Raw genomic sequence first — 26521 nt, 5'->3', positions numbered from 1 at the left:
GCCGGGAGCCCGTTGGTTACGCAGAGTAGGCGCGATCAGAGTGTGGCCGGGCACCACGGAACTTCGGAAGCCGCCACGCCACGCTGACGGACCAGGTTCTGCCGGACGGCCCCGCGCCGCGCGTGAGGGCAGCCCCTCTGCCCGAGTGGTGCCTCACCCGCCCTGGCGTCCCGGTGCGGGTCGCGTCCACGATGGAGCCACGCGACGGAAGGTGGGAGATGGTGGCGCACCAGCGGCGGAGCCGGCAGGGCGGCCGGGGCGACGAGGCGGCCGAAGGGCGGAGCGCGGGTCCGGCGCCCCGGACGGATGCCGTCGTGCCGGCCGGGCCCGAACGGGCGGTGAGTCCGGGCAGTGTCGCGGCGCTCCAGCGGTCGGCCGGGAACGCCGCCGCGTCGGCCGCCGTCCAGCGGTCGTCGGTGCACCGGGTGCTGCGCGGTGCCGGGCGGCCGCTCGACTCCTCCGTGCGCGGGGAGATGGAGGCCCGGTTCGGTACCGGCTTCGGGGACGTACGCGTGCACAGCGGGCCGGACGCGGAGCGGTCCGCCACCGAGATCGGGGCCCGCGCCTACACCGCCGGCAGCCATGTCGTGCTGGGGCGCGGCGGCGGTGACAAGCACACCCTCGCGCACGAGTTGACGCATGTCGTGCAGCAGCGCCAAGGGCCGGTGTCCGGCACCGACTCGGGGCACGGGTTCGCCCTGTCCGATCCCGGAGACCGTTTCGAGCGGGCCGCGGAGGCCAACGCGCACCGGGTGATGTCGGGGCCCACGCCGGAGCGGGACGGCTCCTCGGACGCGGTGCAGCGGGCCGCCGCCGCGGACCCCGGCATGGTGCAGCGCGCGCTGGACATGAAGCTGGAGAAGGCGCGCGTCTCGCACTACGTGCCGACGAAGAAGGGTGCGGGGACCGCGCAGGACCTGCCGATCGAGCGCCCTCACGAGGTGAGCGGCCCGGTCCACAAGACGGGTACGAAGGGCAGGGCCGCCGCTCCCAACCCGATCGCGGTGCGCAAGCTCCAGCAGGCGTACAAGGGCAAGGCGGGCCCCAACAAGTGGAAGGTGCCCAGCGAGGCGGACGTGTGGCGGGACCTGTTCGGCGGGGCCGGGTACGACCGCGGGCACGTCATGGGTCTGGAGGTCGGCGGCGTGGACGACCCCAAGAACATCGTCCCGCAGTGGTCGCTGAACCAGGGCACCGGCATGTGGCGGCGCATGGAGCAGGCGCTCGCCGATCTGGACGCGGGCACCGTGCGGTTCGTGGTGCACTACGCGTCGGCGAACGGCAACCACCGCGCGGTGATGGTGCCGACGCGGATCGACGTCTACCACGACGGCGCGCCCTACAAGCAGTGGAACAACGAGCCGGACACCAACGACCTGATCAGGTCCGGCGCCGACCCGAGCGACCTGTTCTTCTTCTACGAGCAGGCCATGGAGGATCTCGGCCGCCGCTCCGGCGAGGTCCTGACGAGCGCGGAGATGGACGCGTTCGCCCTGCGGGCGCTCGGCGTGGACCGGGCCGACATGCTCTCGCACAACGACTACCACGACGCGGTGGCCCAGGGCGGCACACCGGCCGCGGGCGCCGCCGACCAGCACGCGGCGGGCATGTCCAAGTCCACCATCCCGGCGGACCGCCGCAAGAAGCAGATCGAGAAGTTCGTGGCGGCGGACCTGGTCACCCAGCACGGTACGGGTGACACGGCCACCTACACGCTGCACGACGCTCCGGGCCCGTCGCCGGACAGCGACTCCAGCTCGTCGAGCAGTTCGGACGTGGAGATGTCCGAGGGGTCCCAGTCGCCGGGGCAGCCGTTCCTGACGATGACCTTCGACTCGCAGAGCAGCGGGGACGAGTACCAGGGGTCCGACGACCAGATGTCGACCTCTCCCTGAGCCCGGCTTCGCCCGGCGCCGCGTTCAGGCGCCGGGCGAGCCCGACCGGGGCGATTCACGGGCGGAGCCCGCCCGCGTGTTGGGCGGGGTGCTGGTGTCCCGGAAACGCAGGTCACGCCCGTGACTGCGGAACAGTTCGCTGACGAACACGTCGAGGGCGGCGATCTCCTCCTCGCGCGAGTGGATGTCGGCGAGGGCACCGCGCTGCTCCTGGTCGATGACGCTCTGCTTGTCGCGCCATGCCTGGTCGGTCGGCGCCTGGGGCAGGTCCTCGAACTCCTTCTGCGTACGGACGTGGAAGCTCTCGACCGGTTCGAGGACGGCCGGGCCGCCCGACGGGTCGTCATGGGAGTGGTAGACGACGAAGACCAGTCCGTCCACCGCACCGTCGGCGATCCGCTGACGCAGCTCGGGCCACTCCAGGGTGCTGAGCACGCTGTTGCCTACGGTGCCGTCCAGGGCGTGGGCGGTGACGGTGCCGGTGAGGGCCTGCACGTACGTCGTCGACAGGCGCTTCCAGAGCGCGGCGAGGGCATCGGAGGCGCTCCAGGTGGGCAGTCCGAAGAGGAGGCCGTCGAAGATGCGGCCCTGGACGGACGCCTCGAGGACCACGCCCCGGCCCACGCTCGCGTCCTCCGTGGGAATGGCGGAGTTCATCTTGGCCCAGAGCTGCCCGTGTTCGGCCGAGGCGGCGGCGACCCGGTCGAGCGACTCCTGGAAGCCCTCCTTGTCCTGCTGCTGGGCGTACCAGGAGTACTGGACGCGATGACCCTGCACCCGGGGGTCATGGAATCCGGTGATGATCCGGCTGATGGCGCCCTCGTCCACCCCGGTGGGCTGCCCGGCCCTCATGTCGGCCTCGATGTTGTCGAGGAAGCCCTCGATGCCGGACATGAAGCCGTCCATCTCCGTCAGCGCCTTGATCCTGCCGACGCGCCGGAGGAGTTCGGCCTTGTCCTGGGTGAACTTGATCTGCCGCCGGTCGGCCGGCGTCATCGAGTGGGCGGACGCCTGGGAGTTCTCGCTCCGCTGTGACTCCTCGGACTTCTGGGAGGCGCGCGAGGGCGGCCGCGAGGATTCGGGCGACCGCTGCACGACCTCCTCCGACCGGGCGTGCTCGACCAGGCGGGACACCGCGGCGTTGCCCGCCGACCGCTGGAGCGCCAGGAGGGGCGCGGCCGGTGCGCCGGTCCCCGGTCGTGTCGCGTCGGTGCCGTGCGTTCCGTCCCGGTCCGTCCCGTGCCTGTGCCTGCGCAACACGCTCCCTCACCCCACTCGAGCGGAACCGGATCATGAAGGTGACCCCGCTCCGGTAGGGAGAGGAGATCAAGCCAAGTTTTATTCGTCGTGAATCGCGCCTACACGCGGTTACCGAGAGAAATTCAGCCAAGACACCCGAACATAGCTGAGTAAATCGGTCACATGACCGACAGGGCCGGGGGTCCGTTTTCCGAACGCCCGGCCCTGTCGCGGCTTTGCATCACGGCGCGTGTCCGTGAGCATGTCCGTGACGCCCTTGTCACCTGGTGCTACTGAGCACCCCGCTGACGTTGAGCACCTCATGACACTCCTGTGCCCGCCTGCCGGTGGCCGGGGTGCCCGGCTTGGCGCAGGTGACCTGGGCGGTGACCGTGTCGTTCGCGGCGATCCTGATGGGGGTGACCCAGTGATAGTCCTGGTTGCGGAAGGTCTCCAGCGCGATCGTCGTGATCTTCCGCTCGCCGAAGTTGATCGTCAACACCCCTTCGTCGCCTTGGAAGTTGGCGACGACGATGTCGGTGATCCCGAACACCTTGCCCTCGGGGACCTTGTAGGTGCCGGTCTTGTCCGCACCGCCGGCCGTCTGCACGTCGATGGTGGCCGAGCCCTGCTGGCCACCGGCGACACCGCCGCCGCCACCGTCCGGACCGGTCTCGGTGCCCGCGCCGCCGCCACCGGTGCCCGGCTGGGTGCCCGCGCCGCCGCTGCCGGTGCCGGGCCGGCCGCCGCCACTGCCGGTGCCCTGCCCCGACTGCTCGTCGCCGCCAGGGGTGGGCCGCTGCTGGACGACCTCGTCGGCCGCCTCCTTGGCGGCACTGCGCACGGCGGGCCGCACGAGGGTGAACCAGGCGAGGAGCAGGGCGACCAGAGCGGCGAGTACGGCGAGCAGCCACTTGGGGAACACCGGGATCTGCACGAACTCCGCGTCCAGCGGCGTGCGGATGGTGTCGGCCGGCTCCGGCCGCGCCGAGTCGGGTTCCGCCGTCTCGGCGACGGTGACCGTGAAGGGCCAGATGACGGGGGCGCCGAACCACACGGGCTTGCCGATGCGCGCCCGCAGGCCCACCTCGGCGGACTCGCCCGGCTCCAGCTTCTGTTCGGCCGGCTTGACGGTGAAGCGCAGTTCCTCGCCGGGCTGGGCGGGGGTGAAGCCCAGCGTGACCGGGCTGTTGCCCTCGTTGCGCAGGGCGAGGCGGTAGCGGCCGCGCAGCCAGCCCCGGCGCCGGCGCGGAGCGATCTCCGCGCGCAGTTGCCTGAACTCCTCGACGTGGACGGTCGATTCGGGCACCCGTACCGCCTCGGGGTGCTCCGTCGGCAGCACGCGCACGGCGAGCGGCAGCTCACCGGCCCGGACCTCGGGGGACCTCGGGGGTTCGAGGCGGATGGTCACCGTCTCGGAGGTGCCCGGATAGAGGGACACGCGCGCGGGCTCCACCGTGGCCCAGGCCGCGCACTCGCCGACCACCTCGAGGCCGTATGCCTCGACGATGTCGCTGTCGTTGCGGACGGTCAGGGTGGTGGTGGCGAGGCCGCCGGGCGTCACCGACACCGCGGGGATGTCGGAACCGGGCGCGCCGGGGCTTGGGGTGGGTGCTGGAGACGTCACACGGTGACCGTATGACGCGGCCCCTTCTCCTCCGAGAGACGCGAGGGCAAGCCCACGGGCAGCGCTCGTGCCCCGGACAGCTCTCTCCGACTCCCCTCCGGATGGCCTCAGTTGGCCCTCGAAGACGGTGCGCGGGCCGACTTCCGCCGCTCGGTCCCGCACGTTGCTCCACGGCGCGCCGCTCCACCCCCCACACGTTTCGACGGAAACAGGACTCATGACCACGAGCTGCCCTCAGGCCAATCGTCCCGCCACCGCGGCCCCCGCGGCCCACACCGCTCCCTGGACCACCCCCGCCGGACGGCCCGAGCGGGTGTCCGTCACCGTCTACGCCCCCGATCCCGTCCTCTACGTCGGCATCGTGCACCAGTTGCGCCAGCGCCCCGAGATCGAGTTCGTCGACGCCGGGTCGGCCGACAGCGCCCAGGTCTCCCTGATCACCGTCGACACGGTGGACGACGAGACGTCGGCGCTGCTGAACCGGCTGCGCCACGACTCGGCGACCCGTACCGGCCTGGTGGTCGGCACCTTCGAGTCGGGTGACGCCCTCCAGCGCGCCATAGACAGCGGTGTCGCCGCGGTGCTCCGCCGCGCCGAGGCCGACCAGGACCGGCTGCTGCGTCTGGTCCTCGCCATAGCCAACGGAGAAGGCATGCTGCCCGGTGATCTGCTCGCCAAACTCCTCACGCATGTGGGCAGCATGCAGCGCTCGCCGCTCGATCCGCGGGCGGCGTCGCTGTCCACGCTCGCGCCGCGCGAGACGGAGATGCTGCGACTGGTGGCCGAAGGGCTGGACACCGGCGAGATCGCCCGCAAGACCTCGTACTCGGAGCGCACGGTGAAGAACGTGCTGCACGAGGTGATCACCCGGCTGCAGCTCCGCAACCGTGCCCACGCGGTGGGCTATGCCCTGCGTAACGGCTTGATCTGACAGGTGTATTGACCATCGGCTGTCGGCACACTGCCCGAAAGCCCCTCCGCCCCTTCCCCCGAGAGCGTCCCGACGGCCCTGCCGCACCAGGGACGGCGGCGCCAGGATGGCGGGCGGTTGTGGGAAGCGGAGTGCGGACGGTGAGGTGGGCCCGTGACGGGCACGGACAAGGCCGGCGGGTGGCGGTACCCGCTGGAGCGGATCGGCTTGGCATTGCTGCTGCTGGTCCCCCTGCTGGCGGTGACCGCGGCCGCCGGTCCCGGTACGGCGAAGGCTCGGCCACGGGCCGGTGACGGCTCGGTGACCCGGATCGCCTTCGCGGGCACCCGGCACCGGAGCCTCGGCCGGGTGGCGACCACGACGTCCAGCACCCCGCTGTTCGGCGCCGGCGCGACCCACTACGACGTGGACCCCTCGGCGCTGGGCGATCAGTTGGTCTTCGCCAGCCGCCGGGACGAGCGGAACCCGCAGATCTATCTGCGGGCCGCCGACGGCTCCGTACGCCGCCTGACCAGCGGCCGGGACGCGGCGCATCCGCGGCTGACGCCGGACGGCGGGGCGGTCGTCTTCGACTCGGCCGAACCCGGCGGCGCCGGCGGGACGACCCAGCGCGACCTGTGGCTGGTGCGTACCGACGGCACGGGTCTGACCCGGCTGACGAACACCCCGGCCGACGAGGAGTGCCCGACGGTGTCTCCGGACGGGCAGCGGCTCGCGTACTCCAGTGACGCCGATCCGCTCGCGGGTCAGCAGATCTATGTCCGCCCGCTCCAGGGCGGCACAGCTAACCGGGTCACCGATCCGGCGAACGGCACGGCGAGCGAGCCGGCGTGGAACCCGCTGGACAACCCGGACAAGCGCGACATCGTCGCCTACACCGCGACCGACGCCGACGGCCCCGAGCTGCGCTACGTCTACGCGAGTTCGGGTGACGGCGGTCCGCTGCTGGGCAGCACGGAGGCAGGCTGGCGTACCCATGGGGCAGCCTGGTTGCCCGACGGGAACCAGTTGCTGTTCCTCAGCCCGGACCGCGACTGCACCTGCGAGGGCGATTACGACCACGTCTTCAAGACGGTCGTGCACTCCGACGACGACGGCAACCGCTCGCTGGTGCTGAACGAGGACCGCGAGGTCGGGACGGCCACCTGGCTCGGACCGGTCCAGGGCGGCGGGGCCGTGGTGGACCGCACCACCGCCTCGGGACCGCACGTGGTGACCCTCCAGGACGCCCGTGCGGACGGCTCGGACCCGCGCGACCTGGGCCTGACCATCCTCAAGGAGGACCCGGCGGCCGACACCAACACCGATCCCACGAAGGACCCGCTGTTCCAGCCCGCCGCCGGGTCCGACCCGTGGACGGAGCGGCAGAACTACACCCCGGACGGGCGGCGGATCGTGCTGACCCGGTTCGAGGACTCCGACGCCGGACGCATCGAGCGGATCTGGCTGGCCGACGCCGACGGCTCGAACCCCCGGGCCCTGCCGCTGGCCGGGCGCGGCCCCAAGGACTGGGACACCGACCCGACCATCTCCCCCGACGGCAAGTCCATCGCCTTCCGGCGGACTTCACCGGGCGGGACCGGGGACGCGGCCGGGCCCAGCCGCGTACTCGTCGCCGACCTGGCCACCGGCGCGCTCCGGGGCACGATCACCCCGCCGGCCGGGCAGACGCAGGGCACCGACGCCCAGCCCACCTGGTCGTCGGACGGCACCCGGCTCGCCTTCACCCGTACGCAGATCATCGACGGCGGCAACGGCAACAAGCACATCTGGACCGTGCCGGTGGACCGGCTCGACCAGCAGCGCGACATCAGCGCCGCCGAGTGCCCCGGTGCCTGCGACGTCATCGACGACAGCCCGGCCTTCTCCCCCGACGGGCTGACCATCGCCTTCAACCGCAAGGCGGGCGGCGGCCGCGCCGACCAGCAGGGCGGACTCCTGCTCACCTCGGTGTCGGGCGACGACTGCCGGGTGCTGCTGCCCGCCGCCGCCCGCGATCTGCCGGGCGCCTGCGGCCGGGAGCTGCCGGACGCCACGGCGACGGGTCCCTACCAGCCGCGTGACGCCGCCTGGACGGCCGACGGCACGGGTCTGGTGTTCAGCTCGCGCGCCCGACTCGCGGTGAACAGCCCGGAGAAGCTGAGCCGGGTGGACGTGGAGTCGGGCGCCCTGACCCCGCTCACCACCGGGCTGGGGGGCCGTCAGAAGGAGCCGTCGGTCCAGCAGTCCGTGGACCTGGCGGTGCGGGCCCCCGACACCTCGGGCCAGGTGACCGTCGGCCGTACTGGCACCGTCCGCGTCGACGTCGTGAACCAGGGCCCGGCGGCCTCGCCCGGCACCCGGTTCACCGTGGCGCCGCCTCTCGGGGCGACCGTCACCGGGCTGACCGCGCCCGGCCGGAACTGCGACGCGCGCGCTCTCACCTGCGACCTGGGAGTGGTGCCGCCCGGCGCCACCGTCCCGGTGACCGTCACCCTCACCGGGGTCGCGCCTGGCGACCAGCCCGTCGACTGGTCGGTGACCGGCGCCGTGATCGACCCCGACCCGACCGACAACGCCGACCGGACGGTGGTGCCGGTGCGCGAGGCACCCGCGCCGCCGGACCCGACGCCGAGCCCGACCCCGCCCACTCCGACGCCGCCCACCACGCCGCCGGTGCCGCCCGCGCCCCCGGCACCCCCGGTTCCGGAGCCCCCGGCGCCGAAGGCCGGCCCGGGTGTGACGGTCACCGCGAATCCCAACCCCGGCTATGTCGGCGGCCGTGTGGTCGTCACGTACACCGTCCGCAACGGCCGCAACGCCCTGGCCACCGGGCTCCGGCTGCGCATCGGGCTCCCCGCGAACGTGCCGGACAACGGCCCCCCGCCGGGCTGCGACGCCGACTGGCTGTGCGCGCTGCCCGATCTGGCGCCCGGCGCCCGCAGCACCCTCCAGGTGGTGCTCAGCCCCAAGAAGGCGCTGACCGCCGAGGTCACCGGCACCCTGACCACCACCGGCACGGACGCCGACCGGGGCGACAACTCGGCCCGGCAGCGGTTGCGCGTCCTCCAGCCGAAGATCGTCGCCGTGCCGCCGATCGGCAAGCCCGGCTTCGTGACCTCGGTGCGCGGCAAGGACTTCCCGCCCGGCGTCCCGGTCCGGTTCCGCTGGAAGCCCGGCATCACGGCCGCCGCGGCGCCGACGGTGCCGCTGCCGGACGGCACGTTCATCGGGCAGCTCCTGATCCTCGCCAAGGACCAGACGGGTCCGCGCACCATCACCGCGAGCGGCCCCGGCTTCTCCCCGGTGAAGACGGACTTCCTGGTCGTCAACGGCAGTGTGCAGCCGCCCGACGAGGTGACCCGCCGATGATCCACGAGGTCGACGAGGCACTGCGGGGCCTGCTGGAGGAGTCCGGGCTGGCCGCGTCGGGCGTCGAGGTGGTCTTCGACGCGCCGACCAGCGACTGGGCGGCCCGGCGCAGCGCGCCCACGGTGTGCGCGTTCCTGTACGACATCCGGGAGGACAACACCCGGCGCAACAGCAGCGCGGGCGAGATCTACGACGAGGACGGTTTCGTCGTCGCCCGTCGCTCGCCCGCCCGCTGGTTCGAGCTGACGTATCTGGTCACCGCGTGGGCGAGCCGCCCGCAGGACGAGCACCGGCTGCTGTCCCAGGTGCTGACCACCCTGGTGTCCACGGACACCCTGGCCCCGCACCTGCTCACCGGCACGCTCGCCGAACTCGGCCTGATCGTGGGCATCGACGGGGGCGGCACCGGCCTGGACGCCCCGGCCGCGTCCGACGTGTGGTCCGCGCTCGGCGGCGAGCTGAAGCCCTCGCTCGGGGTCCGGGTACGGGCGCCGCTGGCCGGTATCGTGCGGGTCGCCGCACCGCCGGTGACCGAGGGCGTGGTCGTCCGGTCGGTGCCCCGGTCCCTGCCGGACGAGCCGGAGTCGGCGCGCCGACTGCGCTACGCGGAGATCGACGACCCCGGCGAGGAGGGCTTCGGCGGCTCCCGCGAGCGGCGGCCCGCGCCCGCCCGGCGACGCAGGCGGGGTGACCGTCAGCCATGACGCAGACCGTCGAGACGGAGCTGTGGCGGCGGCTGCGCGCCGTGGAGGAGCGGGTGCAGAAGGCGGTCGCCGCGCGGCGGGCCGTCGACCCCGACCCGGACGACCCCTACCGCGGCCAGTACCTCACCCCCGAGGCGGCGCAGCGCCTCCTCGACATCCGCCGCGAACCGTCCCCCGCCGAGCCCGAGCAGGCGGCGCAGGATTCTCCACTGGGCCGCCTGGCAAGGGACTTCGACCTCACCCCGCTCGATCTGGACCTGCTGCTGGTCGCGTTGGCCCCGGACCTGGACGCCCGCTTCGAGCAGCTCTACGGCTATCTGAACGACGACCTCACCCGGCGCAGGCCCACGGTCGGGCTGGCCCTCGAACTGTGCGGGCACGACGGGCTGTCCCCGGCCCGCTTCCGCCTCTCCCCCGGCGCGCCGCTGCTCGCGGGCGGTCTGCTGGAGGTCCAGGAGCCGGAACGGCCGCCGCTGTCGCGGGTGCTGGCGGTGCCCGACCGGGTGACCGCGCATCTGCTGGGCGACACCGCACCCGACGCCCGCCTCGGTTCCGTGCTCGGGGAGCACGCGGCCGACCCGGCGGCCGACCTCGAACTGGTCCGGCGGGCCGCCGGGGCGGCCCGGAGCGGCACCGGCCATGTGCACCTGCGGGCACTCGGCGGTGCCCCCGAGGGCCTGGCGGACGCGGCACTGCGCGAAGCGGGCCGCCTGCCGCTGGTCCTGGACGCGGCCGCGCTGGCCCGGCACGCCCGTGCGCTGCCGGAGCTGGCCGCGGCCGCCGCCCGCGAGGCACGCCTGACCGGTGCCGGGGTGGTGCTCGGCCCGCTGGACGACCTTCCCGACAAGCCGTCCGAGCGGACCGACGTCCTGCGCACGGTGTGCGCGGCGCTGTCCGGCATCCCGCTGTTCACGTACGGCGCGCAGGGGTGGGACCCGGGGTGGGCCGTCCGTACGCCGGTGTCCTTCGTGGTGGGCAAGTCCTCGCCGGAGCAGCAGGCCGTGCGGTGGCGGTTCGCGCTGGAGGCGGCCGGCGCCCCGCCGGACAGGACGGCGGGCGAGGAGCCGGCCCGCGCCGTGGCCGCGCACCGGCTCGACTCGGGTCAGCTCAGGCGGGCCGCGGACGCGGCGGTGCGCACGGCGGCCCTGGCCGGGCGGCCGGTGGGCGCGGAGGACGTCCGGACCGCGGTACGGGCGCAGAACGGCGCGGGTCTGGCCCGGCTGGCCCGCCGGGTGGAGCCCGGGGTCGGCTGGGACGACCTGGTGCTGCCGCCGCGGACCCTGAAGGGTCTGCGCGAGCTCTCGGTGCGTGCCCGCCACCGCGACCAGGTGCTCGGCCGGTGGGGCATGCGTCCCGGCGGGGGCCGGGGCCGCGGGGTGATCGCGCTGTTCGCCGGTGAGTCCGGCACCGGCAAGACGATGTCCGCCGAGGTGGTCGCCACCGACCTGGGCATGGATCTGTACGTGGTGGACCTGTCGACCGTGGTCGACAAGTATATCGGGGAGACCGAGAAGAACCTGGAGCGGATCTTCACCGAGGCGTCGGCGGTCAACGCGGTCCTGCTGTTCGACGAGGCCGACGCGATCTTCGGCAAGCGCTCCGAGGTGAAGGACGCCCGCGACCGGCACGCCAACATCGAGTCGGCCTACCTGCTCCAGCGCATGGAGTCCTTCGACGGCATCGCCGTGCTGACCACCAATCTGCGGGCCAACCTGGACGAGGCGTTCACCCGGCGGCTCGACGTGGTGGCCGACTTCCCGATGCCCGACGCGGCGCAGCGCCTGGCGCTGTGGGAGCGGTGCCTGGGCGAGCGGGTGCCGCGCGCCGCCGACGTGGACCTGAGGTTCTGTGCCGACCGGTTCGAGCTGGCGGGCGGTTCGATCCGGTCCTGCGCGGTGACGGCCGCGTATCTCGCGGCGGAATCCGGGCAGGAGCTGACGATGGGGCAGGTGGTGGAGTCGGTCGCGCAGGAGTACCGCAAGCTCGGCCGGCTGGTCCTCGCGGCGGAGTTCGGTTCCTGGCTGGCGCAGGTCACGGGCGCCTGAGCCTGCACGCACGGTGCGGCGCGCACGCCCGCGCGGGCAGGACGGCTGCCCCCGGACAGGGCCCGATGTCCCCTCCGGCGGCGGCGTCCACGGGAGAGGGTGAAGGGGACCCGGACCGCAGGACCGTGAAGGAGCGAGCATGCCGACGTACCTCACCCCAGGTGTTTACGTGGAGGAGGTGCAGTCCGGTGCTCGCCCCATCGAGGGTGTGGGCACCGCGGTCGCCGCGTTCGTCGGCTTCGCCGAGGACGGGCCGTTCCACGAGCCGACGCTGGTGACGAGCTGGGACCAGTACACCCGTCTGTTCGGCGGTTTCGTGCAGGGCGCGTACCTGCCGCACTCCGTCTACGGCTACTTCGCGAACGGCGGCGGCTCCGCCTACATCGTGCGGATCGGCGGCTCCGCCAAGGACTCCTCCGCCCCGGCCGGGAACGGCGACGCGCGGCGTGAGCAGGCGGCGCTCGCCGTCGAGGTGGGCGGCTTCCAGATCGCGGCCAAGCCCGGCGTGAGCGGCGTGTCCATCGAGATCGCCGACCCGGAGGGCGAGAACCCGCCGGAGGACCGCTTCCGCGTCCTGGTCCGCCAGGGCGAACAGGTGGCCGAGACCTACGACGCCTCGACCCGCCGGAACGTCAAGGGCTACCTGCCCACCCAGGCCCGCGCCTCGAAGCTGATCGAGGTGACCGAGCAGCGGGGCGGGAACGCGACGCGGCCGGCCACGCAGACGATCGCCGTGCCGGACGCCCCGGCCTCCCCCGCGCCCGCCGCCTCCGGCCAGGTGGCCCGGCTGGACCCGGCCGAGTACGTCGGCGACGCGGACGCCCGTACCGGCTTCGCCGGTCTGGAGAGCGTGGACGAGATCACGATGGTCGCCGTCCCCGACCTGATGAGCGCCTACCAGCGTGGTGACATCGACGCCGAGGGCCTGCGCACGGTGCAGCTCGCGGTCATCTCGCACTGCGAGCAGATGGGCGACCGCGTCGCCGTCCTCGACGCCCCGCCCGGCCTGTCCGCGCAGGCGGTCCGCAACTGGCGCAACGACGAGGCGGGTTACGACTCCCGCTACGCCACCCTGTACTACCCCTGGGTCCGGGTGCTGGACCCGGCCGCCGGACGCAACATCACCGTCCCGCCGAGCGGGCACGTCGCCGGCCTGTGGGCGCGCAGCGACGCCGAGCGCGGTGTGCACAAGGCGCCAGCGAACGAGGTGATCCGTGGCGCGGTCGACCTGGAGCTGCGGCTGAGCAAGGGCGAGCAGGACCTGCTCAACCCGATCGGCGTGAACTGCATCCGTACCTTCCCGGGCCGGGGTGTGCGGGTGTGGGGTGCGCGCACCCTCTCCTCCGACCCGGCGTGGCGCTACCTGAACGTGCGCCGGCTGTTCAACTACCTGGAGGAGTCGATCCTGCTCGGCACCCAGTGGGTGGTGTTCGAGCCGAACGACGACCGGCTGTGGTCGAGCATCCGGCGCAACGTCAGTGCCTTCCTCACCGAGGAGTGGCGCCGGGGCGCGCTGTTCGGGCGGACGGCGGCGGAGGCGTTCTACGTCAAGTGCGACCGGGACAACAACCCGCAGGAGTCCATCGACCAGGGACGCGTGGTCTGCGAGATCGGTGTCTCGCCGGTCAAGCCGGCCGAGTTCGTGGTGTTCCGGCTGGCGCAGTTCTCCGACAGCACCAGCCTCGTCGACGAGTGACCTCCGTCGCTTCCGGCACTTATCCACCCAGAAAGGTGACAGACAGTCATGGCTGAGGGCGATGCTCTTTCCACCCATATCTTCGGCGTCCAGCTCGGCGGCTACCTGGTCGAATCCATCCAGGAGATCAGCGGCCTGAGCGTCGAGGAGGAGGTGGTCGAGGTCCGGCAGGTCAGCTCCGAGGGCAAGCAGATCATCCGCAAGCAGCCGGGCGCCCGCCAGGCAGGCGAGATCACGATCACCCGTGGGCTCGACCAGAGCAGCGAGTTCACCTCCTGGATCAAGGAGACGCTGAACAACGGCGCGGTGGACACGGCGCGGCAGAACCTCACCATCGAGATCAAGGACTCCACCGGTGAGACCGTGCGGCGCATCCAGCTCATGCAGGGCTGGGCGTCCAAGTGGGAGGGCCCGTCCCTCAAGGCAGGCGAGTCGTCGGCCGCCACCGAGTCCGTGACCATCGTGTTCGAGGAGATCATCGTCGAATGAGGCGCCGTACGGTGACCGCGGGCAACCTGGACGAGATCCTCCAGGCGACGGCTCCCGCGAAGGACGAGGCGGAGGCGGTGTCCAAGCCGTTCACGCCCGCGGCGCCGCCGCGCCAGGAGCCCGCGCTGCGCACGGAGTTCGAGTTCGAGCTGCCGCGCGGGTACGTGGACGAGGCGGGCACCGTGCACCGGCACGGCTCGATGCGCCTGGCCACGGCCCGCGACGAGCTGCGCCCGCAGATCGACCTGCGGGTCAAGGAGAACCCCGCGTACCTCAGTGTCGTGCTGCTCAGCCAGGTGATCACCCGGATCGGCACGATCACCGATGTGCACGCGGGGGTCGTGGAGCGGATGTACGCGACCGATGTCGCGTTCCTCCAGGACTTCTACCGGCGCGTCAACAGCGAGGGCCACACGCGTGCGGCGGTCACCTGCCCGCACTGCGAGGGCGGCTTCGAGGTCGACCTCTCGGGTGGGCGCCTGGGGGAATCGTGACGTACGCGCTCCCCCGGCTGCGGGAGGAGATCGCGTACGTCGCCTACCACTTCCACTGGAGCCGCGACGAGATCCTCGACCTGACCCATGGCGAGCGCCGGGAGTGGGTCGGCGAGATCGCCCGCATCAACACCCGCGTGAACGAAGGCGGTTGACCGCATGGGATGGCGAGACAGGGTGCGTCGGCCCCGGCCGTCCACCGTCGAGAACGTCGGCAGCGCCGGCTCCGGTCCAGTGGAGCGGGCGCCTGCCGGCGTCGGCGTGCCCGAGGGCTGGGACGGTGGCTGGCGTGCGGCTTCCACGCCGGAACTGACTCTGGCCCGCGCCCCGTTGGCGGTCAGTGACGGTCTCGCCTTCCGCGCGGGGCTGGCCGCCTGGCGCGATCCGTCGTTCGACACCGGACTCGCGCACGGGGTGCTGCCTTCGGCCCCGGCCGGGCTGGTGCGGGGGGTCGCCCGGACGGCTTCGGGCTCCGGTGAGACGTTCAGTGGCGGAGGGCCGCTGCTGTTGCGTGCCGTGCGGCGAGAGGACCCGGAAGAGGTCGCGCCCGCGGGCGGGGAGCGGCTGGAGAGGGTCGTGACCGGTCGCCCCCGGCAGGCGGAGCGTCCGGCCGCGCGGGTTACGGCGGGCTCGGGCTCGGCGCCGGAGGGGGGCGCCGAGGCGGGGCGCGTCGGCATGCCCGCGGTGCAGCGGCGCCGGGCTTCGTCGGGACAGGGTCCGGTCAGCCGTGACGTACCGGGGGCGCCTGCGGCCCCTGTCGAGGAGCAGCGCGGCCTCACGCCCACATCGTCTCCGGCCGTGCTCGGCACTCCGGAGCCCACGGTGCAACGTGCGGCCACGGCGGCAGCACCCGCGCGGGCGCTCCCGGTGGTGCGGCGCGTCGCGGCGGTGGACCCCCGCACGGGCGGGGCGGTACCGGCTCCTCGGCCAACTCCCGCGCGTACAGCCACCGTTCCCCGCGCCGACAGCGCTCCGGCGTCGTCCGGCACGGGCGGCGGCCGGACGGCACCTGTCACCCCCGCGACGACCAGTGCCCCAGTGCGTCCGCTCCCGGTGGGGCGCTCGCTGATCGTGGCCCGACGGCCCGCCGGCCCGACGCGCCGCGTGAATCCTGTGCCGACGGCCGCCCCGAAGGTGACGGCCACCCCCGCTCCGCAGACCGAGCGGCAGCCGGAGGCCGCCCGGCCGAAGGAGGCGACGGTCCAGCGACACGAGGGGAGCCGCCCTCCGCTGGGCGCACCTATGTCCCAACTCCCGCCGACCGCCGTGCCGATGAAGCAGGGCGCGGTCGAGGGAAGCGCTCCGGGGCCCACGCTTCCCGTGGTCCAGAGCCGGCCGGAAGCGACGAGCGAGCGCTCATCGACCCCCGGTGGCACACCGACCACGCCCTCCACCGAGCCCGCCCGCCGCCGAGCTGCCGAGCCGACGGCCCCGCGTACGAGGACGGGACTGGGAGCACCTCTGTCGGCGCTCCCGGCCACGGCCGACGTGCCAGGCAACCGGCAGAGGTCGGGCCGGAACCCCGTGCCGCGGTCCGCCGCCCCCGCACCGGGAGCGCCTCAACAGCCCTCTCAAACGCCGTTGTTGGGCACCACCCAGCCCGACGTCACCAGCACGCCCGTGGGTCGGACGCCTTCCGACGCGCCCACCCCGACATCCCCGCCCGGCGCCCTCGTCCAGCGCCGCACGAGCCCGGACTCCGCACCGACCGGCGACCCCGCCCACTCGGCACCGCTGACCGTGGCGCGTACCGGCACTCCCGCGTCCGAGACGCCCCGCACCGCACCCCAGGACTCCCCCGCGCGCCGCTCCCCGGCACCCGGGGACACGGGGCGCACGGCACAACGCGCCCCGGCACCCCCGGCCGCGCCCCGCACCCCCGAACGCCCGACCCTCGGCTCCCCGGACCGCCAGACCCCCGTGTCCCCGGCCCCCGGCCGCCCCGCACCCGGCACGGCCCAGGGCGAGTCGCCCCTGCCCCCGGTGCGTCCGGGCACGCCGGCCCGCCAGGCGTCCGCCACCGGCCAGGGCCAGGCCCCCCTGACAACCGCGCGCCCAGGCACACCCGCCCACCACGCACCCGGCACCACCCAAGGCGCAAGCCCCCAGACCCCGGCACGTCCGGGCACGCCCGCCCACCACACACCCGGCGCCACCCAAGGCTCCACCCCCCTGCCCCCGGCACGTCCAGGCGCGCCCACCCACCACGCACCCGGCACCACCCACACCCCGGCAGCTCCGGCCTCGGGGCGTCCAGGCACCCCGACCCGCCGGGCGCCCGGCGCCAGCGGCCAGGGTTCAGCCCCGGTACGCCCAGGTGCCCCCGCCCGCCAGGCACCCGGCGGCACGCCCCTGGTCGTGGCGCGGGCGGTGACGGTCACAGGCAAGGCCGCCCCCGCCGCGCCGTCACCCACCCTGAGCCTCCTCCCCGCACGCCCCCTCACCCTGAGCACTCAGGCGGCACCCCCCATTGCCGCGCCCGCACAGCGCAGGGCCGCCGAACGTCCGGTCGTGGCTCCCCGCTGGACACGTGAGACAGCCGGGGCTCCCACCTCGGCCGCCGTCCAGCGCGCCCCCCAGGCGCCGGTCGCCCCCGCCCCCGCGCGTGCCGTCCGCCCGACCCCGTTGGCACCGGCACCCACCGCGCCCGCCGCACGCCCACTGCCCGTGACGGCGCCCCAACCCCCGGCGGTGCAGCCGTTCCTGGCGAACGCGCCCGCACGCGAGGCCACCCCGCCGAACCCCGCTCCCCCGTTGGTGCGCCCCGTGCGAATCCAGCGCGACGCGGACGGCACCACCTCGCCCCCCGCCGCCGGTCAGGTCAAAGCCGACTCTCCGCCCCCGGAGCAGTCCCGGACCGCCACCACGAGCCGCGCCAAGACCCCGGCCCCGGAGTCCGCCCCCGACCTCGACGACCTGGCCCGCCGCCTGCTGGACCCCGTCTCCCGCCTCCTGCGCTCCGAACTGCGCCGGGGCAGGGACCGCACGGGCCGTCCCTTCGACGGCCGTCGCTGAACCCCACGCCACCACCGAACGCACCACGGACGGAACACGAGCAGCATGACGGACAACATCTTCGCCACGAGCGTGTTCTTCCGCCTCGCCATCGGCGGCAACGACCTCGGCGCCTTCCACACGTGTTCCGGCATGGGCGCGCAGGTCGAGATGGAGACGTACGCGGAGGGCGGCAACAACGGGTTCACCTGGCAGTTGCCGGGCCGGGTCACCTGGTCGAACATCACCCTGACCCGGCCGGTCACGGCCGACACGGCGAAGATCGGCCGCTGGCTGGACGAGACGCTGCGCAGGGTGGAGCCCAAGGACGGCGAGATCGTGGCGCTGCGGCCCGACCTGAGCCGGATCATCGGCTGGCAGGTGTACGGGATCGTGCCGGTGCGCTGGCAGGGCCCGTCGTTCGACCCGGCCAGCTCGCAGGCGGCGGTGGAGACGCTGGAGATCGCGCACGAGGGGCTGGTCCCCTCCTAGGTCCCCCGGGCCAGTCCGTGTCCCTCGGGCCCGTCTGTGTCTCCCGTCTCCCGTCTCCCGTCTCCCAGGAAGGAACGCCCCATGTCCCCATCGGGCCGCGCCAGTCGGGCCAGGGCTCAGCTCACGCTCAAGGAGCCGCCGGCCTCCGTCGGCGCCCGGCCCGGCGGGACGCTCGCGCGGCTCGACCTGCAGTTCAACCCCTCCACGCTGGAGTTGAGCAAGTCCACCGAGTGGCGGCGCACCCCGGCCCGCATGGCGGGCGAGTCGGCGCTGCCGGAGTTCGTCGGCAGCGGTCCGCGGGTGCTGAGCCTGGAGGTGTTCCTGGACGCCACGGCCACCCACGACAACTCCGTGGAGCAGGCCGTGGAGAAGCTGATGAAGGCGTGCGTGCCGACCCAGGCGAGCCTGGGCCGCAAGAAGCCGGCGAGTCCCTGGGTGCGGTTCGAGTGGGGCACGGCGCGTACGACGTCCTTCGACGGGGTGCTGTCCAGCCTGTCGGTGTCGTACACGCTGTTCGACGTGGACGGGAAGCCGCTCCGGGCCACCTGCTCGCTGTCCATCGAGGAGGCGAGCGTCGACCCGCCGGGGCAGAACCCCACCTCGGGCGCGCGGACGGCCCGCAGCACGCACACGCTGGTGGCGGGCGACAGCCTGGCGATGCTCGCCTGGCGGGAGTACGGGGACGCGACGGCCTGGCGGGCCATCGCGGAGGCGAACGGCATAGACGACCCGATGGCGCTGGAGCCGGGGACCGAGCTGGTGGTGCCCGGACTGCGGGACGCCGGGTACGAGGAGGAGTTGTGACGGCTGCCGAGTCGGGGGACGTCCGGTCGTTCGCGGCCGATCCGGTGGTCGAGGCACCGGGAGAACTGCCGCAGACCTGGGCGACGCAGCTCGTGAGCTGTGTGGTCGAGGAGAGCGTGGGGCTGCCGGACACGGCGGTCCTCACCTACCGCGATCCGCAGCACGAGTTCCTCGCCGCGACCGGCGTCACGATCGGCACGCCGCTGCGCGTGTCGGTGGTGACGGTGAAGGGCCAGGCGCGGGAGCCGCTGTTCAGCGGTGAGGTGACAGCGCTGGAGCTGGACCGGGACGGCACCGGCACGTTCACCGTCGTGCGGGCGTACTCCAAGGCGCACCGGCTGCAGCGCGGCCGGAAGGTGGTGGCGTACCGGAACATGACGACCGCGGCGATCGTCCGCAAGGTCGCCACCTCGGCGGGGCTCGCCTGCGGCAAGGTGGAGGCTCCCGCGGTCACGCACAAGCAGCTTTCGCAGGCGAACGTCTCCGACTGGGACTTCCTGCAGTATCTGGCGGCCGAGTGCGGTGCGCAGGTCCGGGTGGACGACAAGGGTGTCCTGCAGTTCACCCGCCCGGTGAAGGCGTCCGGCGCGCCCGCTCCGTCGACGCCCGCGACGCGCAGTCCGCTGGTGCTGGAGTACGGGCGGAACCTGCTGGCGCTGCGGGCGTCGCTGTCGATGGCGGACGCGGCGCAGAAGGTGCAGGTGCGCGGTTGGGACGCGACCACGAAGCGGGCGGTGGTGGCCGAGCAGGCGTCCATCACCAGCGGCACGGTCGTACCGGGTCTTAATCCGGCGTCGGTGAACCGGTTCGGGAAGAAGACCCAGGTGACGGTGGCCGACACCCCGTACCGCACGCAGGCCGAGGCGGCGGCGGTGGCGCGGGCGACGGCGGAGCAGGTGAGCGCTTCGTACGGTGACCTGGAGGCGCTGACCACCGGCAATCCGGCGCTGCACGCGGGCAAGCCGGTCGCGCTGGGCAATGTGGGCCCGGCGTTCTCGGGGCGGTACACGGCGACGGCGGTGCAGCACGTCCTGGAGCCGCACGGCGGGTACCGGACGACCCTGTGGGTCAGCACCCGCCCTGATCCCTCGCTGACCGGGCTGACCGGTGCCGGAGGCGGCTCTCGCGGTCCGCGTATTCCGGGGCTGGCGATCGGCGTGGTCACCGACGTGCGTGAGCCGAACGGTGCGGAGCAGGGTGCGGTCCGGCTCAAGTTCCCCTGGCTGGACGACACCTACGTCTCGGACTGGGTACGTACGGTGCAGTGGGGCGGCAAGGGCGGCGGCGGCGTGGTCAGCCCCGAGGTCAACGACGAGGTGCTGGTCGGGTTCGAGCAGGGGCTGCTCGACAGCCCGTACGTCCTCGGCGGGCTCTACAACGGGGTGGACAAGCCGTCCAAGCATGACGTGCCGTTGGTCGACAAGACGAGCGGGAAGGTCAACCGGCGTTCGTTCGCGTCGCGTTCGGGGCACCGGCTGGAGCTGCTCGACGCGCCCCGGCCCGGTCCGTCGGGACTGCGTCTGGTCACGGCGGACAAGCGCCTGGAGGTGCGGATGGACGACCGCGAGGACCGCATCGAGGTGACCGTGTACCGGTCGCCGGGGCAGGCGGGCACGTCCATGGTGATGGACAAGCAGGACATCACCCTGAGCGCGCCGCAGGGCCAAGTGACCCTGAAGGGGCGCCGCGTGGTGCTCGAAGGCCAGTCGCGGGTCTCCGTGTCCGGCCGGGCGGTGGCGGTGTCCGGGCGCTCGTCCGTCGAGGTGGACGGCGGCCTGCTGGGCGTCCTGAAGGCCAAGCTCATCCGGATCAACTGAGCCGCTCCGCATGCCTGTTGTTGTCGATTACCGAGGAGTTCACGATGCCGGCCGCAGCCCGTACCGGTGATCCGACGAGCCATGGCGGCCGGATCACCACCCCGCCGCCCACGGCCGCCGCGAGGGTGGCGACCGTGCTGATCGGCGGCCGCCCGGCGGCGGTCGTGGGCAGCCTGCACGTGTGCGTGGTCCCGCCGCACGCGGCGACCGGACCGCTGAACGTGATCGTGCCGGACCCGATGGCGTTGGCCGGTCAGGGAGTCCTGATCGGCGGGCTGCCCGCCGCGCGGATGGGTGACAAGACGGCGTGCCAGGCACAGATCGTGATGGGTGAGTTGAGCGTGGAGATAGGTGGCTTGCTGTGAGCGAGCGGTTCATCGGCCGTGGCTGGGCGTTCCCGCTGCGGGTCGGCCCCACCGGCGGCATCGCCATGGTGGAGCGGGCGCGGGAGATCGAGGAGGCGATCCGGCTGGTCCTCGGCACGGCGCCCGGCGAGCGGCCGATGCGGCCCGAGTTCGGCTGCGGCATCCACGACTACGTGTTCGCGCCGGGTGACGGCGCCACGGCGGGGCGGGTCGCGCAGCAGGTGCGCGAGGCGCTGGAGCGGTGGGAGCCGCGGATCTCCGTGGACGACGTCGTGGTGGCCTTCGACGCGGTGGACGCCGGGACGCTCTACATAGACGTGCACTACACGGTGCGTTCCACCAACGACCGGCGCAATCTGGTGTTTCCGTTCTACACGATTCCCTCCGAGGAGGGTGTCGAGGAAGTGGTCGGCGACTGATGGTCCTGCCCTCCCCCAATCTGGACGACCGGCGCTTCCAGCAGCTCGTCGACGAGGCGAAACGGTATGTGCAGCAGCGAGCGCCCGAGTGGACCGACCACAACGTGTCGGACCCCGGCGTCACGCTGATCGAGACGTTCGCCTATCTGGTGGACCAGTTGCTGTACCGGCTCAACCGGGTGCCGGAGAAGAACTACCTGGCCTTTCTCGACCTGTTGGGCATCCGGCTGTTCCCGCCGTCGGCGGCGGCCGCCGAGGTCGACTTCTGGCTCTCCGCCCCGCAGCCGGAGACGGTGACGGTGACCGCCGGGACGGAGGTGACGACCGCGGCGGGCGAGGACGAGGACGCCGTCGTCTTCGCCACGACCGGGGAACTGCGCATCGTGCCCAGCGAGTTGGTCCGGCTGGTGACGGCGCCGCGCGGCGGCGAGCAGACCGACCGGACGAACGCGCTCTCCGAGGGCCGGGACGTGCCCTGCTTCCAGACGACGCCCGAGCCCGGTGACGCGCTGCTGTTCGGGCTGCCGACGGCGGTGCCGCGCTGTGTGATCGCCGTCCGCCTGGACAGCCGGGTCGAGGGCGTCGGTGTCGACCCTCGCCAGCCGCCGCTGGCCTGGGAGGCGTGGGACGGGTCGCGCTGGGTGGGGTGCGAGACCGGCGAGGACACCACGGGCGGGCTGAACCGGCCCGGCGAGATCACCGTCCACATGCCCGCTTCGCACACGGCGTCCGTGATCGGCGGGACGCGGGCGGGCTGGCTGCGCTGCCGGGTCGTGCCGGCCGAACCCGGCCAGCCGTTCTACTCCGAGTCGCCGACCGTGCGGGAGGCCGCCGTGTTCACCGTGGGCGGCACCATCACGGTGGAGCACGCGGAGACGGTGTCGGACGTGCCGCTCGGCGCCTCGGAGGGGGTCGCGGGGCAGACGTTCCGCCTCGAGAGGCCACCGGTGCTGCTCGACGGCGAGCCGCCCGTGGTGGAGGTGTCCTCGGCCGACGGCTGGCAGCGCTGGCAGGTCGTGGAGCACTTCGGGCGCTCCGGGCCCGAGGACCGGCATGTGCGGGTCGACGCCACCTCGGGCGAGTTCGGCTTCGCGCCCGCCCTGCGCGAGCCCGACGGCACGCTGCGCGTGTGCGGCGCGGTGCCGCCCAAGGGTGCCCAGGTGCGCGTGGCCCGCTACCGCACCGGCGGCGGGCCCGCGGGCAACGTGGCGCGTGGCGCCATCAACGTGCTGCGCAGTTCGGTGCCGTACATCGCCCGCGTCGGCAACCGGGAGGCGGCCCGCGGGGGTGTCGCGGGCGAGACCGTGGCCAACGCCCGGCTGCGCGCCCCGCAGGCGCTGCGCATGCAGGAGCGTGCGGTGACAGCCGAGGACCACGAGATCATCGCCCGGCAAGCGGCCCCCTCAGTGCGCCGGGTGCGCTGCCTGCCCGCCGACGGGCCGGGCGCGGTACGGGTGCTGGTGGTGCCGGACGCGGTGCCCGACGACGACGGCCGGGTCCGCTTCGAGCAGCTCATCCCGTCCGACCAGGTGCTCGCCGCGATCACCGGGGCGCTGGACGAGCGGCGCCTGATCGGCACCCGGCTCGTCGTGGAGCCGCCGGTCTACCAGGGCGTCACCGTGGTGGCCCGGCTCACCGCGCCGGCCGCCGTCGCGGACCGGGTGCGCGCCACGGCACTGGCCGCGCTCTACGACCACCTGGACCCGCTGCACGGCGGTCCCGACGGTACGGGCTGGCCGTTCGGGCGGCCGGTGCAGTACGGGGAGGTGTTCGGCGTCCTCCAGCGTGCCGTGGGCGACGTCCTGGTGGAGGACATCCGGCTGTTCCCGGCCGACCCGGTGACCGGTCGGCGCGGTACACCGGTCGACCGGGTCGACATCGGCGCGGGTGCGCTGGTCTTCCCGTACCAGCACCAGGTGGTCGTCACGGCGGAGCCGGAGGCCCGCGGATGAGCCGGGCCGCCGTCCCCGGTCTGCCCAGCCGCCATCCGATCGGCGGGCAACTGCCCGCGCTGTACGCGGAGGACGACTTCGCCCAGCGGTTCACCGCCGGCCTCGACACGGTCCTGGCCCCGGTGTTCAGCACCCTGGACAACCTGCCCGCCTACCTCGACCCGCGGGTGGCCCCGGCCGACTTCGTGGCCTGGCTCGCCTCCTGGGTGGGCGGGGTGGACGATCCGCGCTGGCCGGTCGAGCTGCGCCGCGAGGCCACGGTGCGGGCGATGGAACTGCACCGGTCACGCGGCACGAAGCGCGGCCTGCTGGAGGCGCTGGACCTGATCCTCGGGGTACGTGGCGAGGTCGTCGGCGACGGCGCCGCCGTCTGGTCCCGCACCCCAGGAACCGAGCTGCCGCCCGCGCCGGACGCCGAGATCGTCGTACGGGTGTGGCCGGGCCGGGAGGCGACGGTCGAGGAGTCGCGCGTCCATGAACTGGTCCGGGCACTGTGCCCGGTGCACACACGGTGCCGGGTGGAGGTCCTCTCAGCCGCTCCCTCCGGCTCCGGCGAAGGAGAGTGACGAAGATGCGCGAGTGTCCCGCCTGCGGGGCTTCGAACGAGGCGACGGACGACTTCTGCTGGAACTGCGGGAGCTACCTCGGCTGGTCGGAGGGGTCGGCGCGGGGGCGTGGCGCGGAGCCCGCCCCCGTGCCCACCCCCGCGCCCACCCCCGCGCCCGCGCCCGCGCCCGCGGAAGCGGAACGGGCCGTCGAGCCCAAGCCGGTGGCCGAGGACGCGGACCCGCCCGACGCGGCCCCCGTGCCGACGCCCGAGCCCGCCGCTCCCGTGGACTCCGCCCCGGTGGCGCCTGCTCCCCGGCCCGTCGCTCCCGAGCCCACCCCGGACCCGCCCCGCACGGCCGCCGTCCCGCCCCCCGAGCCACCGGCTCCCCCGGTGGCCCCGCAGCCCGTCAAGCCGGCCAAGGCGGTCGCGCCCCGGCCGGTGGTACGCCCGGTCGCGGCGGACGAGGAGACCTCGGGCATCCCGTGTCCGGTCTGCCGCACGCCCAACCCGGCGTACCGGCGTTTCTGCCGGAAGTGCGCCGCGCCGCTCGCGGCCGTGGCGGCGCCGGAGCGGCTGCCGTGGTGGCGCACCGTGTGGCCGTTCCGGCGGCGTACCCGCGGCGGTTCCGGCCGGCTGGTGCGGCTGCTGGTCATCCTCGCGGTGGTGCTGGCGCTGGGCGTGGCCGGGTTCCTGCTGCTCCCGGCCGGGCGGAACCTGATCGAGGACACGCGGGACAAGCTGGGCACGCCCAAGGCGGTCAGCCCGTCCCGCGTCACCGCGACGGCCGAGCTTCCGGGGCACCCGGCCCGGCTCAGCACGGACGGGCTCGCCAACCGCTACTGGGCGATTCCCGGCAAGACAGCGTCGGTGACGTACACCTTCGCCAAACCGTTCCGCCTGGTGGACGTGCTCGTCACCAACGGCCCGGCCAGGAACGCCGAGGACTACCGCTCCCAGGCCCGCGCCCTCCATCTGGACATGGACGTCACCTCAAAGGACGGCCGGGTGCGGCGCAAGGAGATCGACCTGAGCGACAAGGCCGGGTCGCAGACGATCATCGTGGGCATGAGCGACGTCACCACGATCCGGCTGACGCTGTCCTCCCCGGTAGGTCTGTCCGCCGGCCGGCATGTCGCGCTGGCGGAGGTGGAGTTCTTCCAGCGGACCTGACGTCCGGGGAGGCGGGGCGGGGGGGGCGGGGCGTCAGCGGGTGATGCGGACCAGCTTGTGGTTGGCGAACTCCTCCATGCCGAAGCGGCCCAGTTCCCGGCCGAAGCCGGAGCGCTTGACCCCGCCGAAGGGCAGCTCGGCCGCGGTGCCCGCCGGACCGCCGACGAACACCATGCCGGTGGCAAGGCGCTGGGCCACCCGGTCGGCCTGCTCGGCGTCGTCGGTCTGCACCGAGGCGCTCAGCCCGTACGGCGAGTTGTTGGCGAACTCGACCGCCTCGTCCTCGGAGCCGACCTTGAAGAGCAGCGCGACCGGGCCGAACAGCTCCTCCTGGTAGGCCCGCATCTCGGGGGTGATGCCCGCGAGGACGGTCGGCTCGTACCAGGCACCCGGCCAGTCCATGCGGCGGCCGCCGGCCAGTACGGTCGCCCCCTTGTCGACGGCGTCCCGGACCTGCTCGTCCAGGGTGTCGACGGCCTTCTCCGACGAGAGCGGGCCCATGAAGGTGTCGGGGTCGGTGGGGTCGCCGGGGACGATGGCCCGGACCGCCTCGGTGTACCGCTCGGCGAAGTCGTCGTAGTGCTCGTCCAGCGCGATGATCCGCTTGCTGGCGTTGCACGCCTGGCCCGCGTTGAACATGCGGCCCTGCAGGGTGTCCTTCACGACGCGGGACATGTCCGACACGCCGAGGATCAGATACGGGTCGGAGCCGCCCAGCTCCAGCACGACCTTCTTCAGGTTCCGGCCCGCGATCTCGGCCACCGCGGCACCCGCACGCTCGGAGCCGGTGAGGGAGACGCCCTGGACGCGGTCGTCGGCGATCACGTCCTCGATCTGCTCGTTGGTGGCGAAGATGTTGACGTACGCGCCCTCGGGCAGACCGGCGTCCTGGAAGATCCGCTCCATCTCCAGCGCGGACTCCGGACACTGCGGGGCGTGCTTGAGCAGCACGGCGTTGCCGAGCATCAGGTTCGGCGCGGCGAAGCGGGCGACCTGGTAGTAGGGGAAGTTCCACGGCATGATCCCGAGCAGGGTGCCGACGGCCTCCTTGCGGATGACGGCCCGGCCGCCGGAGGCCACGTCGAGCTCCTCCTCCTTCAGGAACTCCTCGCCGTGGTCGGCGTAGTACCGGTAGATCGAGGCGACGATGTCGATCTCGCCGAGGGCCTGCCTGACCGGCTTGCCCATCTCCTGGATGATGATCGCGGCCAGCCGGTCCCGGCGCTCCTCGTAGAGGTCGGCCACCCGGTGCAGTGCGGCGGCACGCTCCTCGGGCGGCCGGGCGGCCCAGTCGCGCTGGGCGGCATCGGCGAGCCCGAGCGCCTCGCGCAGTTCCGCGTCGGTCGCGGTGGGGTACTCCCGCACGGTCTCGCCGGTGGCGGGGTTGACGATTCGGTAGTGCTCCATGACGTCCTCTCGTTCTGCCGGTCCGGAAACCGCGGCGGGTGTCGGCGCCCGGGGCGTCCCGGACGGCACGGACGAGCGGC

21 protein-coding genes are annotated in these 26521 nt (G+C 73.5%); 18 read left to right on the top strand and 3 right to left on the bottom strand.

From position 1 onward, the window contains the following. Positions 1-218: 218 nt before the first annotated feature. A complete protein-coding gene (locus HEK131_RS12255) occupies positions 219-1895 on the top strand; it encodes an eCIS core domain-containing protein (RefSeq protein WP_244334888.1) in 1677 nt (558 codons plus the stop codon). A gap of 24 nt (positions 1896-1919) precedes the next feature. Here the strand turns inward: HEK131_RS12255 and HEK131_RS12250 are convergent, their stop codons facing one another. Together HEK131_RS12250 and HEK131_RS12245 are read right to left on the bottom strand one after the other, a co-directional pair. Next, positions 1920-3155: a hypothetical protein gene (locus HEK131_RS12250; RefSeq protein WP_244334885.1), complete on the bottom strand. Its 1236-nt coding sequence runs from the start codon at positions 3153-3155 to the stop codon at positions 1920-1922. A 259-nt stretch (positions 3156-3414) separates the two neighbouring features. Then, positions 3415-4761 (bottom strand): COG1470 family protein, encoded by a 1347-nt coding sequence (locus HEK131_RS12245; protein WP_244334882.1) that lies wholly within the window; start codon positions 4759-4761, stop codon positions 3415-3417. A 217-nt stretch (positions 4762-4978) separates the two neighbouring features. On the opposite strand from HEK131_RS12245, the gene HEK131_RS12240 reads away from it, so the two are divergent. The 17 genes from HEK131_RS12240 (at position 4979) to HEK131_RS12160 (ending at position 25034) form a co-directional block, all read left to right on the top strand. Continuing rightward, positions 4979-5692: a response regulator transcription factor gene (locus tag HEK131_RS12240; RefSeq protein ID WP_161151148.1), complete on the top strand. Its 714-nt coding sequence runs from the start codon at positions 4979-4981 to the stop codon at positions 5690-5692. Positions 5693-5845: 153 nt separating this feature from the next. Then, positions 5846-9043 carry a hypothetical protein gene (locus HEK131_RS12235; protein WP_244334879.1) on the top strand — a complete coding sequence of 1066 codons (3198 nt, stop codon included), beginning with the start codon at positions 5846-5848 and terminating at the stop codon, positions 9041-9043. Next, a complete protein-coding gene (locus HEK131_RS12230; RefSeq protein ID WP_161151147.1) occupies positions 9040-9747 on the top strand; it encodes a DUF4255 domain-containing protein in 708 nt (235 codons plus the stop codon). The genes HEK131_RS12235 and HEK131_RS12230 overlap by 4 nt, the downstream gene beginning before the upstream one ends. Beyond that, positions 9744-11792, top strand: coding sequence for an ATP-binding protein (locus HEK131_RS12225; RefSeq protein ID WP_244334876.1), 2049 nt, complete (start codon positions 9744-9746; stop codon positions 11790-11792). Before HEK131_RS12230 ends, HEK131_RS12225 begins: the two co-directional genes overlap by 4 nt. A 139-nt stretch (positions 11793-11931) precedes the next feature. After that, positions 11932-13488, top strand: coding sequence for a phage tail sheath family protein (locus tag HEK131_RS12220; protein WP_244334873.1), 1557 nt, complete (start codon positions 11932-11934; stop codon positions 13486-13488). A gap of 48 nt (positions 13489-13536) precedes the next feature. Continuing rightward, positions 13537-13977 carry a phage tail protein gene (locus tag HEK131_RS12215; protein WP_030803419.1) on the top strand — a complete coding sequence of 147 codons (441 nt, stop codon included), beginning with the start codon at positions 13537-13539 and terminating at the stop codon, positions 13975-13977. Then, positions 13974-14471 carry a zinc-ribbon domain-containing protein gene (locus tag HEK131_RS12210; RefSeq protein WP_217463938.1) on the top strand — a complete coding sequence of 166 codons (498 nt, stop codon included), beginning with the start codon at positions 13974-13976 and terminating at the stop codon, positions 14469-14471. The genes HEK131_RS12215 and HEK131_RS12210 overlap by 4 nt, the downstream gene beginning before the upstream one ends. Then, positions 14468-14626: a DUF6760 family protein gene (locus tag HEK131_RS12205; RefSeq protein ID WP_217463937.1), complete on the top strand. Its 159-nt coding sequence runs from the start codon at positions 14468-14470 to the stop codon at positions 14624-14626. Before HEK131_RS12210 ends, HEK131_RS12205 begins: the two co-directional genes overlap by 4 nt. 1465 nt (positions 14627-16091) lie before the next feature. Beyond that, on the top strand, positions 16092-17486 hold the full coding sequence (locus HEK131_RS12200) for a hypothetical protein (protein WP_244334871.1): 1395 nt from the start codon (positions 16092-16094) through the stop codon (positions 17484-17486). 45 nt (positions 17487-17531) lie between these two features. Then, the gene (locus HEK131_RS12195) at positions 17532-17957 is read left to right on the top strand and encodes a phage tail protein (RefSeq protein WP_031181814.1); all 426 of its coding nucleotides are present in this window, start codon (positions 17532-17534) and stop codon (positions 17955-17957) included. A gap of 81 nt (positions 17958-18038) precedes the next feature. Continuing rightward, a complete protein-coding gene (locus HEK131_RS12190; RefSeq protein ID WP_244334868.1) occupies positions 18039-18761 on the top strand; it encodes a LysM peptidoglycan-binding domain-containing protein in 723 nt (240 codons plus the stop codon). Then, entirely contained in the window at positions 18758-20578 is a 1821-nt protein-coding gene (locus HEK131_RS12185) for a VgrG-related protein (protein ID WP_244334865.1), read from the top strand. The genes HEK131_RS12190 and HEK131_RS12185 overlap by 4 nt, the downstream gene beginning before the upstream one ends. A gap of 44 nt (positions 20579-20622) precedes the next feature. Then, the gene (locus HEK131_RS12180) at positions 20623-20943 is read left to right on the top strand and encodes a PAAR domain-containing protein (RefSeq protein WP_217463933.1); all 321 of its coding nucleotides are present in this window, start codon (positions 20623-20625) and stop codon (positions 20941-20943) included. Further along, positions 20940-21362 carry a GPW/gp25 family protein gene (locus tag HEK131_RS12175; RefSeq protein WP_086696358.1) on the top strand — a complete coding sequence of 141 codons (423 nt, stop codon included), beginning with the start codon at positions 20940-20942 and terminating at the stop codon, positions 21360-21362. Before HEK131_RS12180 ends, HEK131_RS12175 begins: the two co-directional genes overlap by 4 nt. Continuing rightward, positions 21362-23314, top strand: coding sequence for a putative baseplate assembly protein (locus HEK131_RS12170; protein ID WP_244334862.1), 1953 nt, complete (start codon positions 21362-21364; stop codon positions 23312-23314). The genes HEK131_RS12175 and HEK131_RS12170 overlap by 1 nt, the downstream gene beginning before the upstream one ends. Continuing rightward, a complete protein-coding gene (locus HEK131_RS12165; RefSeq protein ID WP_217463931.1) occupies positions 23311-23880 on the top strand; it encodes a phage tail protein in 570 nt (189 codons plus the stop codon). Before HEK131_RS12170 ends, HEK131_RS12165 begins: the two co-directional genes overlap by 4 nt. 5 nt (positions 23881-23885) lie before the next feature. Next, positions 23886-25034 (top strand): NADase-type glycan-binding domain-containing protein, encoded by a 1149-nt coding sequence (locus HEK131_RS12160; RefSeq protein WP_244334860.1) that lies wholly within the window; start codon positions 23886-23888, stop codon positions 25032-25034. Between the two features lie 33 nt (positions 25035-25067). Here the strand turns inward: HEK131_RS12160 and HEK131_RS12155 are convergent, their stop codons facing one another. Further along, the gene (locus HEK131_RS12155; RefSeq protein ID WP_244334858.1) at positions 25068-26441 is read right to left on the bottom strand and encodes an NAD-dependent succinate-semialdehyde dehydrogenase; all 1374 of its coding nucleotides are present in this window, start codon (positions 26439-26441) and stop codon (positions 25068-25070) included. Between the last annotated feature and the right edge of the window lie 80 nt (positions 26442-26521).

The sequence above is a fragment of the Streptomyces seoulensis genome, assembly GCF_022846655.1.
In the GTDB taxonomy this organism is placed as follows: domain Bacteria; phylum Actinomycetota; class Actinomycetes; order Streptomycetales; family Streptomycetaceae; genus Streptomyces.
This window is presented reverse-complemented; position numbering and strand designations above follow the sequence as displayed.

What these genes read in the sequence shown, in the direction of transcription:
- HEK131_RS12255 (WP_244334888.1), top strand. Translation starts at nt 219, where the DNA reads ATGGTGGCGCACCAGCGGCGGAGCCGGCAGGGCGGCCGGGGCGACGAG.
- HEK131_RS12240 (WP_161151148.1), top strand. Translation starts at nt 4,979, where the DNA reads ATGACCACGAGCTGCCCTCAGGCCAATCGTCCCGCCACCGCGGCCCCC.
- HEK131_RS12230 (WP_161151147.1), top strand. Translation starts at nt 9,040, where the DNA reads ATGATCCACGAGGTCGACGAGGCACTGCGGGGCCTGCTGGAGGAGTCC.
- HEK131_RS12225 (WP_244334876.1), top strand. Translation starts at nt 9,744, where the DNA reads ATGACGCAGACCGTCGAGACGGAGCTGTGGCGGCGGCTGCGCGCCGTG.
- HEK131_RS12220 (WP_244334873.1), top strand. Translation starts at nt 11,932, where the DNA reads ATGCCGACGTACCTCACCCCAGGTGTTTACGTGGAGGAGGTGCAGTCC.
- HEK131_RS12215 (WP_030803419.1), top strand. Translation starts at nt 13,537, where the DNA reads ATGGCTGAGGGCGATGCTCTTTCCACCCATATCTTCGGCGTCCAGCTC.
- HEK131_RS12210 (WP_217463938.1), top strand. Translation starts at nt 13,974, where the DNA reads ATGAGGCGCCGTACGGTGACCGCGGGCAACCTGGACGAGATCCTCCAG.
- HEK131_RS12195 (WP_031181814.1), top strand. Translation starts at nt 17,532, where the DNA reads ATGACGGACAACATCTTCGCCACGAGCGTGTTCTTCCGCCTCGCCATC.
- HEK131_RS12190 (WP_244334868.1), top strand. Translation starts at nt 18,039, where the DNA reads ATGTCCCCATCGGGCCGCGCCAGTCGGGCCAGGGCTCAGCTCACGCTC.
- HEK131_RS12180 (WP_217463933.1), top strand. Translation starts at nt 20,623, where the DNA reads ATGCCGGCCGCAGCCCGTACCGGTGATCCGACGAGCCATGGCGGCCGG.
- HEK131_RS12170 (WP_244334862.1), top strand. Translation starts at nt 21,362, where the DNA reads ATGGTCCTGCCCTCCCCCAATCTGGACGACCGGCGCTTCCAGCAGCTC.
- HEK131_RS12165 (WP_217463931.1), top strand. Translation starts at nt 23,311, where the DNA reads ATGAGCCGGGCCGCCGTCCCCGGTCTGCCCAGCCGCCATCCGATCGGC.
- HEK131_RS12160 (WP_244334860.1), top strand. Translation starts at nt 23,886, where the DNA reads ATGCGCGAGTGTCCCGCCTGCGGGGCTTCGAACGAGGCGACGGACGAC.
- HEK131_RS12155 (WP_244334858.1), bottom strand. Translation starts at nt 26,441, where the DNA reads ATGGAGCACTACCGAATCGTCAACCCCGCCACCGGCGAGACCGTGCGG.